Annotated in this window: 12 protein-coding genes and 1 tRNA gene; 11 read left to right on the forward strand and 2 right to left on the reverse strand. The window is 68.7% G+C overall.

What is annotated here, in order from left to right; translation table 11 throughout:
• The first annotated feature begins 22 nt into the window (after positions 1-22).
• The 7 genes from BS69_RS0108660 (at position 23) to BS69_RS0108685 (ending at position 5,303) form a co-directional block, all read left to right on the forward strand.
• On the forward strand, positions 23-2,005 hold the full coding sequence (locus BS69_RS0108660; RefSeq protein ID WP_029941554.1) for an alpha/beta hydrolase family protein: 1,983 nt from the start codon (positions 23-25) through the stop codon (positions 2,003-2,005).
• Positions 2,006-2,079: 74 nt separating this feature from the next.
• Positions 2,080-2,331, forward strand: coding sequence for a translation initiation factor IF-1 (gene infA, locus BS69_RS0108665; RefSeq protein ID WP_029941555.1), 252 nt, complete (start codon positions 2,080-2,082; stop codon positions 2,329-2,331).
• Positions 2,332-2,340: 9 nt separating this feature from the next.
• A complete protein-coding gene (locus tag BS69_RS0108670; RefSeq protein WP_029941556.1) occupies positions 2,341-2,913 on the forward strand; it encodes a Maf family protein in 573 nt (190 codons plus the stop codon).
• Complete coding sequence (locus tag BS69_RS0108675; protein ID WP_029941557.1) at positions 2,906-3,856, forward strand: ribonuclease E/G; 951 nt, start codon at positions 2,906-2,908, stop codon at positions 3,854-3,856. Before BS69_RS0108670 ends, BS69_RS0108675 begins: the two co-directional genes overlap by 8 nt.
• Positions 3,840-4,016: a DNA gyrase inhibitor YacG gene (locus tag BS69_RS13990; RefSeq protein WP_084184401.1), complete on the forward strand. Its 177-nt coding sequence runs from the start codon at positions 3,840-3,842 to the stop codon at positions 4,014-4,016. The genes BS69_RS0108675 and BS69_RS13990 overlap by 17 nt, the downstream gene beginning before the upstream one ends.
• Before the next feature lie 44 nt (positions 4,017-4,060).
• A tRNA-Phe gene (locus BS69_RS0108680) sits at positions 4,061-4,136 on the forward strand.
• A gap of 63 nt (positions 4,137-4,199) precedes the next feature.
• Positions 4,200-5,303, forward strand: coding sequence for a GAF domain-containing protein (locus tag BS69_RS0108685; protein ID WP_037504446.1), 1,104 nt, complete (start codon positions 4,200-4,202; stop codon positions 5,301-5,303).
• On the opposite strand, the gene uvsE is transcribed toward BS69_RS0108685, so the two are convergent.
• Positions 5,300-6,478, reverse strand: coding sequence for a UV DNA damage repair endonuclease UvsE (gene uvsE, locus BS69_RS0108690; RefSeq protein WP_029941559.1), 1,179 nt, complete (start codon positions 6,476-6,478; stop codon positions 5,300-5,302). The genes BS69_RS0108685 and uvsE overlap by 4 nt on opposite strands.
• Positions 6,479-6,567: 89 nt before the next feature.
• Here uvsE and BS69_RS0108695 point away from each other — a divergent pair, with 89 nt between their 5' ends.
• The 4 genes from BS69_RS0108695 to BS69_RS0108710 are packed head-to-tail and all read left to right on the forward strand — an operon-like array spanning position 6,568 to position 10,502.
• Positions 6,568-7,008, forward strand: coding sequence for an OsmC family protein (locus BS69_RS0108695; RefSeq protein ID WP_029941560.1), 441 nt, complete (start codon positions 6,568-6,570; stop codon positions 7,006-7,008).
• Between the two features lie 46 nt (positions 7,009-7,054).
• On the forward strand, positions 7,055-8,278 hold the full coding sequence (gene nhaA, locus BS69_RS0108700; protein ID WP_084184403.1) for a Na+/H+ antiporter NhaA: 1,224 nt from the start codon (positions 7,055-7,057) through the stop codon (positions 8,276-8,278).
• Positions 8,242-9,519 (forward strand): hypothetical protein, encoded by a 1,278-nt coding sequence (locus BS69_RS0108705; protein ID WP_029941562.1) that lies wholly within the window; start codon positions 8,242-8,244, stop codon positions 9,517-9,519. The genes nhaA and BS69_RS0108705 overlap by 37 nt, the downstream gene beginning before the upstream one ends.
• Positions 9,519-10,502, forward strand: coding sequence for an arginase family protein (locus BS69_RS0108710; protein ID WP_029941563.1), 984 nt, complete (start codon positions 9,519-9,521; stop codon positions 10,500-10,502). Before BS69_RS0108705 ends, BS69_RS0108710 begins: the two co-directional genes overlap by 1 nt.
• 7 nt (positions 10,503-10,509) lie before the next feature.
• On the opposite strand, the gene BS69_RS13720 is transcribed toward BS69_RS0108710, so the two are convergent.
• A complete protein-coding gene (locus BS69_RS13720) occupies positions 10,510-11,409 on the reverse strand; it encodes an energy transducer TonB (protein WP_029941564.1) in 900 nt (299 codons plus the stop codon).
• Positions 11,410-11,445 lie beyond the last annotated feature (36 nt).

Consider the following 11,445-nt stretch of genomic DNA (forward strand, 5'->3'; position numbering starts at 1 on the left):
GATTCGTGGAGGGGACGAGATAATGCGCGTGAAGTCGGTGATGGCAGCGATGCTGCTGGGTGGAGCGGCGGTGTCGCTGGTGGGGACCGGGTCGGCGGCGCTGGCGCAGGCGGCGGCCAAGGCCCCGCTGCCGCAGCAGCCGCTGTCGGTCTTCGCCAAGCTGCCGCAGATCGAGCGGCCGCGCCTCAACCAGGATGCGACCGCGATCGCCGCCAAGATGCGCAAGGGCGACGAGCAGATCCTGACCATCATCCCGCTCGACCAGCCGGGCGCCAAGCCCGAGGTGATCGCCCGCGACGGCGAGTTCGACAAGCTCGACAACGTCCGGGTCAACAACTGGCAGTGGATCGACGCCGACAACCTGCTGATCTGGATCAGCGCGCCGACCGACCTCGACGGGCAGCGGGTCGAGAGCTCGCGCGTGCTCGCCTACAATCGCAAGACCAGGCAGCGGACCCTGCTCGGCTGGGACGGTACCTTCGTCCGCGGCAGCGAGGTCTTGTGGGTTTCGCGCGAGGGTCGCCCGCGGATCCTCCTCGCGCGCCTCGCTGCCGGTCGCGGAACCGAGCGCATCTCCAACCCCGAAGTGGTCGAGATCGACGTCCAGACGGGCGAGCAGAAGGTCATCCTGCGCCCGCAGCGCTCGGTCACCTCGTGGTTCGCCGACGGCGACGGCAATGTCCGCCTTGGCCTGTCGAACGACAATGAAACGGGCAAGATCACCGCGCTCTACCGCCCCGACGGCGAGGGCAATTTCAAGACCATCATCAAGCAGAAGCAGGAACGCTATTCGACCATGCCGATCCCCCGCATCTTCCTGCCGGGGGGCAAGGCGCTGGTGATGAGCCGGCACGAGGGCACCGACGCGGTCTACGAGATGGACCTCAACACGATGGAGTTCGGCCGCAAGGTCTATTCGGATCCCAAATATGACGTGTCGGGAATGGTCGCGAACCGCGAGGGCAACGGCATCGGCCGGATCACCATCACCCGCAATCGCGCCGAGAACATCTGGTTCGATCCAGAGATGAAGGAGATCCAGGCCGTCCTCGACGAGAGCTTCGGCAAGGGCACGGCGGATATCGTCTCGGCCGACAAGAGCCGCAAAAACATCCTGTTCCACGTCGCCCAGCCCAACCAGCAGGGCGGCTATTTCATGTTCAACACCGCGACCGGCGAGACGAAGATGGTCGGCTGGATGAACGAGACGCTCAAGGATGCGTCGATGAATCCGGTCAGGACCATCACCTACAAGGCGCGCGACGGGAAGAGCATCGACGCGGTGCTGACCCTGCCGCGCCTCAAGCCCGCCAAGGCCCTGCCGCTGATCGTGCTTCCCCACGGCGGCCCTTGGGCGCGCGACGAGGAGAGCTGGGACATCTGGGCGCAGCCGCTGGCCGAGCTCGGCTATGCGGTGGTCCAGCCCAACTACCGCGGCTCGTCGGGCTTCGGAAAGGCCTGGGAGGCGATGAGCGACGGCAACTGGGGCATGGCGATGCAGGACGACCTCGACGACAGCGTCGCCTATCTCGCCGCGCAGGGCATCGCCGACGCCAAGCGTGTCTGCGTCATGGGCTGGAGCTACGGCGGCTATGCCGCGGCCCGCGCCGCCCAGCGCAACCCCGAGCTCTACCGCTGCGCGATCGCCGGGGCGGGGGTCTACGACATTCCCAAGATGACCGCCTACGATCGCAACTACCTCGGCGAATATGGCTCGAAATATATCGGCTCGGCGGCCTCGCGGCTGGCCGACGTCTCGCCCGCCCGCAACACCGACAAGAAGTGGGCGCCGATCCTGATCGTCCACGGCGCCAAGGACCAGCGCGTGCCCATCGCGCAGGCCCGCTTCCTGGTCGAGCGGCTCAAGGCCTCGGGCAAGGTCGAGGGCGTCGACTATCGTTATGTCGAGCAGCCCCGCAACACCCACCAGCTTCCGTTCGAGTCCGATCGCCTGCAATGGCTGGAGGAAGCGGCCAAGTGGCTCGCCAAGTATAACCCCGCCTGAGGGGCCCGCCTTTCCTTTTGGTCGCGCTCCCGCTAAGGGCGCGCGACCAAAAGCACGCTTCACGAAGGATTTGCATGGCCAAGGAAGAACTTCTCGAGATGCGCGGGCGGGTGGTCGAACTGCTCCCCAACGCGATGTTTCGCGTCGAGCTCGAGAATGGCCACGAGATCCTGGGACACACGGCGGGCAAGATGCGCAAGAACCGCATCCGCGTGCTCACCGGCGACGAGGTGCTGGTCGAACTGACCCCCTACGACCTCACCAAGGGTCGCATCACCTACCGCTTCATGCCCGGCCGCGGGGGCCCGCCCGGCTACAACGGCTAGGCCGTCCCCATGCGCCTGGTCCTCGCCTCGGCGAGCCCGCGCCGTCTCGACCTGCTCGCCCGGATCGGCGTCACGCCCGACGCGGTGATCCCCGCCGACATCGACGAGGAACCGGCCAGGGGCGAGCTGCCGCGCCCGCACGCGCTTCGGCTGGCGGCGGAAAAGGCCGCCGCGGTCTCCGCCCGCGAGCCCAGCGCACTCGTCCTGTCGGCCGACACCGTGGTCGCGGTCGGACGCCGGATCTTGCCCAAGGTCGAGGACGAAGCGACGCTCCGCCAGTGCATGGCGCTGCTTTCGGGCCGCCGCCACAAGGTGCTGACCGGGGTCGCGCTGGCCGAGCCCGGTGGCCGCGTGCGAACCCGGATCGTCGAGACGGTGATCGCGATGAAGCGGCTCTCCGACGAGGAAATCGACTATTATGCCGGGCACGGCGAGTGGCGCGGCAAGGCCGGCGGCTATGCGCTCCAGGGTTATGGCGAGGTCTATGTCCGGTTCATGGCCGGGAGCTGGTCGAACGTGGTCGGCCTGCCGCTGGCCGAAACCCGCCACCTCCTGAAGAGCGCGGGCTACGCGCTTGCCTGAGTGGGTCCGCGAGCGCGGGATCGGCGAGACCCGGCTGGCCCTCCTCGACGACGAGACGATCCTCGCCGCCCGAATCCTCCCCGACGACATGCTCCTCGCCGGCACGCGGCTGTCCGCCCGTCTGGCCGCCGTGGCGCCGCGCCCGCTTGCCCGGCTCGACGACGGGAGCGAGGTGCTGCTTCGTTCGCGGCCCGCGGGCGTGACCGAGGGCGGCCGCTTCGACCTCGAGATCGTCCGGCCGAAATTTCCCGGGCTCGAACCGTGGAAGCGGGCGCTGGGCAGGCCGGCCACCGACACGAGCCCCACATCGGATGCGCCGGCGGCCCGCGACCTCGTCTTCCCCGGCGGCAGCGACGTGCTGGGCCGGGCGGGATGGGACGAGCTCCTCGAGCAAGCGGCAAGCGGGCGGGTCGCCTTCGACGGCGGTGAATTGCTGATCGCGCTCACCCCGGCGATGACCGTGATCGACGTCGATGGCTGGCTGCCCGGTGCCGAGCTTGCCGTGCGCGCCGCCGCCGCCGCGGGGGCGGCGATAAGGCGGCTCGACCTCCAGGGGAGCATCGGGATCGATTTCCCCTCGACCCCGGGCAAGGAGATCCGCCAGCGGGTCGCCGAGACCCTCGACCACGCGCTTGGGAACGAGGCGTTCGAGCGGACCGCGGTCAACGGCTTCGGCTTCCTCCAGCTGGTCCGACCGCGCCGCCGGGCCTCGCTGATCGAGCTTGCCCACGATCGCGCCGGCTTCGCCGCCCGCGCCGCCCTCCGCCGCGCCGCGCGCGAGGGCCACGGGCCTGCGACCCTCGTGGTCCATCCCCGGGTCGAGGCGCTGCTCGCCGCCCGGCCCGACTGGCTCGAGGCGCTCGCCCGGCAGCGCGGTGGCGCGATTGCCTTGCGGGCGAAGCCGGGCGTCGCCATCTCCGACCTCGATGTCGAACCAGCCTAAGCCCTGCCCCCTGTGCGGCAAACCGCCCGCACCCGACCACGCCCCCTTCTGCAGCCGCGGCTGCAAGGATCGCGACCTCCTTCAATGGCTGGGGGAAGGATATCGGATTCCGGGCCCGCCGGCCGATCCCGGGCTGGACAGCGCATCAGACGACCGTTAGGGGAGCCGCTCGCAAGGCCATTCGGCCTGCCCGCGGACCCGTGGGCCCAGATAGCTCAGTTGGTAGAGCATGCGACTGAAAATCGCAGTGTCGCTGGTTCGATCCCGGCTCTGGGCACCACTCCTTCCCTAGCCGCGCCAATGCTTGCGTAGTCCCGCAAGTTCGGTTGCAAGAAGGGTTTTCATGGACGCGTCACCCGAGCAGGCTTCCGATTACCGGCTGGCCGCATTGCGGTCCTTCAACATCCTCGACACCCCACGCGAACAGGACTTCGACGAAATCGTCGCCCTGGCGGCGCGGCTGTGCGACGTCCCCGTGGCCCTGGTCTCGCTGGTCGACGCAGACCGCCAGTGGTTCAAGGCCGAGGTCGGCCTGGCCTGCAGCGAAACCCCGATCGAGCAGTCGATCTGCGCGCACGTCATCCGCGAGAACAGCTTCGTCGAGATCCCCGACACCCATGCCGACGAGCGCACCCGCGACAATCCGCTCTGCCAGGGCGAGGATGGCCTGCGTTTCTATGCCGGTGCCCTCCTCCGCACCGCTGCCGGCGTCCCGCTCGGCACCTTGTGCGTCCTCGACCGCAGGCCGCGGACGCTCGAGCCGCACCAGCGCGAGGCGCTCGAGGTGCTCGCCCGGCAGGTGATGACCCAGATCGACCTGCGCCAGGCGATCGCGACCGAGCAGGTCATCCGCAACGAGATCGACCACCGGATCAAGAATTCGCTGAGCACCGTCGCGGCGTTCGTCCGGCTCGAGCGACGGACCGCTGCCGACAAGGCGGCGCTCCAGTTGCTCGACCGGGTGGCGCAGCAGATCGACACCGTCTCGCTGCTCCATCGTCATCTCAGCGACGGCGGGCGGCAGCGGCTCGACCTTGCCACCTACCTTGGCGAGGTGGTCGCGCTGATCGACCAGTCGCAGCCGCCCGCGATCCACGTCAGCGGCGAGTTCGCGCCGTTCGACGTCGAAGCGCGCGAGGCCGCCAACCTCGGCACCGTGGTCAACGAACTCGCCGCCAATGCGGTCAAGCATTCGGTCGGCGAGGCGGGCGGGGAAATCCGGTTCCGCGGCGAGGCGCTCACCGGCGGCCGCTACCGCCTGACCAGCGAAGCCACGGGCGCGCGCACCGGTGACGAGACCGAGACCGAAGCCGCGCCGGGGAGCCGCACCGGCCTCGGCCTGCGCCTGATCGCGCATTCGGTTCAGCAGCTCGGCGGGACGATGACGCGCGGGACCGAGAACGGCCGCTACCGTACCGAGATCGTGGTCACTCCCTCACCGGCCTAGGCCACGGCCGCCTCGGGCGCGGCCGGCTGCCCGCCCTCGTCGACATCGGGCTCGGCCTCGGCGCTGACGCCCTGTTCGAGCGCCTTGTCCTGCGCCGCCAGTTCCGCAGCATCCTCGGGATAGATGCCGAAGCGCGCGGCGACGTCGGGCGCGAAACGGAGAAGGTCGGGACGAAGCTTGAGGATCGAGACGTCCTTGGCCTTGCCCTCCATCATCACGTCGAACTCGAGCCCCTCGGCATCGCGCATGAAGGTCGCGAATTCGAACGGGTTGGTGAAGTCGCTGTGGCCAGTCCAGATCGGCGGCAGGAGCACGGTCTTGACCCGGGCGGTGGCCTTGACCGGGGCACGGGTCAGTTCGTTCGACTTCCTCCCCTTGCCGGCCTTCGCGGCCTCGCGCTGCTTCGGGGTCACCTTGCGCTTCACCTCGCGAAGCTCGGTCCGCGGCGAGGAGAAATGGATCTTGGGCCGCACGCCCGCGGGCCAGGTCGCGAGGAATTTCTCGAGCGTGTCGCGCAGGTCGAGCCGTTCGGGATTGAGGCACCAGAAATGCTGGTAGTCGAACACGCACCGCACGCCGCAGCGCTCGTGAATCCAGAGCACGTCGGCAGCCGAGAAGCGGATGTCGTCATTCTCGAGGACCAGGCGGCGGCGCACATGTTCGGGGCATAAAGCATAGCCCTCGAGCCAGCGGGCCCGCGCGGCCTCGCGATCGTCATAGACCCCGCCGACATGGGTCACGAGCACCGCCTCGGGTCCGCAACCCATCCGGTCGAGCATCTCGGCCTGGCTCGACAGGTCCCAGATCGACTTGGCGGTGAGCTCGGGATTGGGGCTGTTGAGGAGCACATATTGCGAGGGGTGGAAGGAAAGGCGGATGTCGAGTTCGCGCGCCTTCTTCCCGAACGCCGCCAGCTCGGCATCGCTCTCGGCGACCATGTTGTGGAACTGCGGCAGGTCGGGGTGGTTCGCATAGGGCGCGATGTCCGAACTCAGCCGGTACATGTCGATCTCGACTTTCTGGAGATAGTCGAGGACCTGGTCGAGCAGCTCGAGGCTGCATTTGAGGTGCGGGTTCTTCTGCCAGCGGCGGCTGTCCCCCGACTTGAGGCCGGGCACGCCCATCACCTTGACCGGAAATCCCAGGCGAAGCGGACGGGGGGCGGCATTGGTCATGCCGGGTGAACGGCCGCCCGCCTCATCCGTTGCAGCTGGGCCAGGACACCCTACCTGTCCCTTGGACCACCAGCGAAGGAGCCCCACCCATGATCACCCGCACCGCCACCGCCCGCTACGAGGGCCTCGGCAAAACCGGCAAGGGCTGGATCTCGACCCAGTCGAAGGTGCTCGACCAGAGCCGCTACGGCTTCAACACGCGCTTCGAGGGCGAGCCCGGGACCAATCCCGAGGAACTGATCGCCGCCGCGCACGCGGGCTGCTTCACCATGGCGCTGAGCTTCGGCCTCGCCAATGCCGGGGCGACCGAGGGCAGCCTCGAGACCGAGGCGCGGGTCAAGCTCGACCAGGATGGCGCGGGCTTCAAGATCAGCCGCTCGGACCTCCGCCTCGTCGCCAGCGTGCCGGGGATCGAGGAAAGCGAGCTTCGCCGGCTGGCCGAGGAGGCCAAGGCCAATTGCCCGATCAGCAAGGCGCTGAACGTCGAAATGACCCTCGAGGTCGAGGTGCGCGCGCCCGCCGACGCCTGACCCGCTTTCGGTTGCATGAGCCAAGGGTGGCGGGCATGTCGTCGGCATGTCCGCCGCCCCCGCCGCCAATCACGACCGGACCGCCGGCCTGCTGCTGATGGCGGCCGCCGCCGCCGCGCTGGTGGTCGCCAACAGCCCGCTTGAGCATGGCTATCATGCGCTGCTCGAGGCGAAGCTCGGGCCGCTGTCGGTCCATTACTGGATCGCCGATGCGCTGATGGCGCTGTTCTTCCTGCTCGTCGGGTTGGAAGTGAAGCGCGAATGGTATGACGGCCAGCTCGCCACGCCCGAGGCCCGGCGGCTGCCGATCGTCGCGGCGGCGGTGGGCATGGCGGTGCCGGCGCTGGTATTCCTCCTCGTCAGCGGCTTCGATCCGGCGCTGAAGCCCGGCTGGGCCATTCCCGCCGCGACCGACATCGCCTTCGCGCTCGGCCTGCTCGCCTTGCTCGGGACCCGGGCGCCGGCGGGGATCAAGCTCCTCCTCGTCACCATCGCGATCATCGACGACATCGGCGCGGTCGCGATCATCGCCTTCTTCTACACCGCCAAGATCAGCATGACCGCGCTCGCACTGGCGGCGCTGACCACCGGCGTTATGGCGCTGCTCAACCTGTTCGGCGTGCGGCGGCTGTGGCCTTACCTGCTGCTGTTCCCGGTGCTGTGGATCGCGGTGTTCCAGTCGGGGGTCCATGCCACCATCGCCGGGGTGGTCGCCGCGCTCACCATCCCGCTCGGCCGCGGCGAGGCGGTCTCGCCCCTGAAGCGGCTCGAGCATCGGCTGCATCCGCTGGTCATGTTCGGGATCGTGCCCCTGTTCGGCTTTGCCAGTGCGGGCGTGACCGTCGGCGGACTCGACGCCGTGCTGGCGCCCCTGCCGCTGGCGATCGCCGCCGGCCTGTTCATCGGCAAGCAGGCGGGCGTGTTCGGCGCGATCTGGCTCTCCGACCGCGTCGGCCTCGCGCGTAAGCCCGAGGGGCTGCGCTGGACCCACGTCTACGGCGCGGCGCTGCTGTGCGGGGTCGGCTTCACCATGAGCCTGTTCATCGGCGAACTGGCCTTCGCCGACCGAATGCTGGTCGACGAGGCGAAGATCGGCACCCTGCTCGGTTCGCTCCTCGCGGGCATCGCCGGCACCGCCCTGCTCCTGCTGACCAAGCCCACCCCCGACCTTCCGCGCGACCGCGAGGAATGCGACGAAATTTTCGGCGAGGATGCCGACGAGGACCCCACCGTATGCAACGATCCCTATTCATCGCCGCCGCTGCGCTGAGCCTCGCGGCCTGCGCCACCGTCTCCACCGGGACCTCCGGCTGGAACGACGTCGCGCGCGACTACGTCGTGCTTCAGCTCGCCATCGGCGAGAAGGAAGACGGCTTTATCGACGCTTATTACGGCGATCCGGCGCTCAAGGCCGAAGGACAGAAGCTGGCTGCCGCGAGCGACCTTCCCGCCCTCGCCGGCCGGGTCTCGGCGCTCAAGGCCCGGGTCGACCAGCTGTCCGCCAGCGAGCCGCGCCGCGCCGCCTTCCTCTCCGCGCAGCTCACTGCCGCCGCGACCCGGCTGCGGATGCTGCAGGGCGAGAAATTGCCGTTCGTCGAGGAAGCGCAGGGCCTGTTCGGCGTTCGCCCCGAGATCAAACCACTGGCGAGCTATGACCCGGTCCTGTCGCGGATCGAGGCCCTCGTCCCCGGGAGCGGCACGCTCGCCGACCGGGTCGAGGCCTATCAGAACCGCTTCACCATCCCGCGCGAGAAGCTCGAACCCGTCTTCCGTCAGGCGATCTCCGCCTGCCGCCAGGCCACGGTCGAGAATATCGCCTTGCCCTCGCGCGAGCGCTTCGACCTCGCCTTCGTCACCGGCAAGAGCTGGTCGGGCTACAATTACTATCTCGGCAACGACCACAGCCGGATCGAGATCAACACCGACTTGCCGATCCGTCTCAGTCGCGCGATCGATCTCGGCTGCCACGAGGGCTATCCCGGCCATCATGTCCTGAACACGCTGCTCGAGGAGGAGCTGGTCAAGGGCAAGGGCTGGACCGAGTTCACCGTCTATCCGCTCTTCTCGCCGCAGTCGCTGCTGGCCGAAGGCTCGGCGAACTACGGCATCGACCTCGCCTTCCCGGCGCCGCGCAAGGCCCAGTATGAAGCCGCGGTGCTGGCCCCGATCGCCGGCCTGCCTGGCAGCGAGGTGGCGCGCTACGATGCGTTGCTCGACGCGATCCGCGACCTCGGGCCGGCGCGCAACACGATCGCCCAGCAACTGCTCGACGGCCAGATCGACGAAGCGGAGGCGGTGCGGCTCACGCAGAAATATCAGCTGGTGGGCGAAGCGCGGGCGAAGCAGTCGATCGCCTTCACCAGGCAATATCGATCCTACGTCATCAACTACAACATCGGCCGCGACATGGTGGCGCAGGACGTCGAGCGCTTCGCCACGCCGAAAGAGCGCTGGGCCCGGATGAAGCAGCTACTGAGCGAGCCCACCCTGCCGAGCGACCTGCGGCGCTGATGCGCGGCTTCTGGCACGAGGGGCAGCGCGCCCACCGCCCCACGCAGGAATTCTTCAACGGCGCGCTCCACCCCGCCGCCGACGTGGTCGAGCGGGTCGACTCGGTGCTCGCGGCGATCGGCCCGTGGGAGGCGCCGGCCGACCGGCCCGAGGCCGCGCTGCTGGCCGCGGCGGCGCTGGCGCATGATGCGGACTATCTCGATCTCCTGCGCAGTGCCTATGCCGAATGGCGGGCCGCGGGACGGAGCGGGGACGTCCTGCCCTATGCCTTTCCGGTCGTGCGGCGGCCTCTCGCGCTGGAGCGGATCGACGCCCGCCTCGGCCAGCATTGCTACGACACCTGCGCGCCGATCGCCGACGGCACCTGGCCGGCGCTGATGGCGGGAATGAAGACGTTGCTCGCCGCGCTGGACGCGGTGCAGGCGGGCGAGCATGCCTTCGCGCTCACGCGGCCGCCGGGGCATCATGCCGGGCCCGGTTACATGGGCGGCTATTCCTATCTCAACTGGGCGGCGATCGCGGCGCTGGCCTCGGGACGGCGCACCGCCATCCTCGACATCGACTACCATCACGGCAACGGGACGCAGGACATCGTCACGGGGCGCGACGGGGTCCGCTTCGCCTCGCTCCACGCCGATCCCAGGACCGACTATCCCTTCTTCTGGGGTCATGCCGAGGAGAGCGGGAGCAACGTCCTCAACCTGCCGCTGCCGCGCGGGACCGCCTTCGCGGCCTATGACGCCGCGCTGGCGCAGGCCTGCGACTGGCTGGCCGAGGACTCGCCCGAGGTGCTGGTGGTGAGCTTCGGCGCCGATACCTTCGAGGGCGATCCCATCAGCCACTTCGCGATCCGCACCGCCGACTACGCCGCGCTCGGTGCGCGCGCGGCGGCGCTGGGGGTGCCGACACTCGTGGTGCTCGAGGGTGGTTATGCGGTCGAGGCGCTCGGCGCCAATGTTGCGGGCTTCCTTTCGGCCTTCTGAGCCGGACTCAGATCTCGTAGCGAATCGTCGTCGTGATGTAGCTCGGTACCTTGGTGCCGTCCTCGAGCTCGGCCGGTTCGAACTCGGCCTTCGACAGGCTTCGGCAAACGACATTGGCGAATTCGGGCGCGCGAAAGGCGGTCAGGCTGGTGCAATTGGTCACCTTGCCGTCCGCGCCGACGTTGAGGCGCGCTTGGAGGATCGCCTGCTTGCCCTGGCTCAGCGCATCGCGGGGATAGTCGGAGGACTTGAGGTAGGTGCCGAGGAACGTCTTCGAGCGCGCCGGGACCACGATCCTGTCCTCGAGGTCGGGATCGACACCCCAATCGGCCAGCTGCTCGCGCGCGCATTGGCGCATCATCGCGAGGCCCTTGTCGAGCGGGCCCGTCGCAAGGACGACGCTGTGCGCTCCGGGTTCGGTGACCTGGATGCCGGTCACCTTTGCGGCATTGGCCGATTCCAGCGCGAGGTCGGCAGCCTTGCGCGCGAGGTCCCGCCGATAACGCTCGCCTTTCTTTGGCGGCCGGGGCGGTTCGGCTCCGTCCATCAGATTGACGCTGGTCCACAAAAGCGCGGTCTTCTTCGTATCGATGGTCTCGGCGACGTCGCCTTCGCGAAAGCGAACCTTGGCGAACGGAAGGAAGACCGCCGTCGCGGACCCGCTTTCCATCTTGGCGCGAAGCGGATCGCCGAACACCATCATGGTGAGTGGCGACGACGGGGTGATCCGCTCGAAGACCAGGGTCGTGGGATTGGCGGGATCGCCGAAGTTGCGCTTCAGTTGGCAGCTGTTCTCGGCATAGTGGAGGTTCCACTTGCCCGCCGGTGCCAGCGGGACCGGGGCGGCCTGAGCGATACCGGACGCGAGGAGGGAGAGGATCAGGGCGACCGCCCGAACGCGCGACATAAGCTTACTCTTCGACCCAGACGATCCGGCCCGGAA

This window comes from Sphingomonas astaxanthinifaciens DSM 22298, from assembly GCF_000711715.1.
GTDB lineage: Bacteria > Pseudomonadota > Alphaproteobacteria > Sphingomonadales > Sphingomonadaceae > Sphingomicrobium > Sphingomicrobium astaxanthinifaciens_A.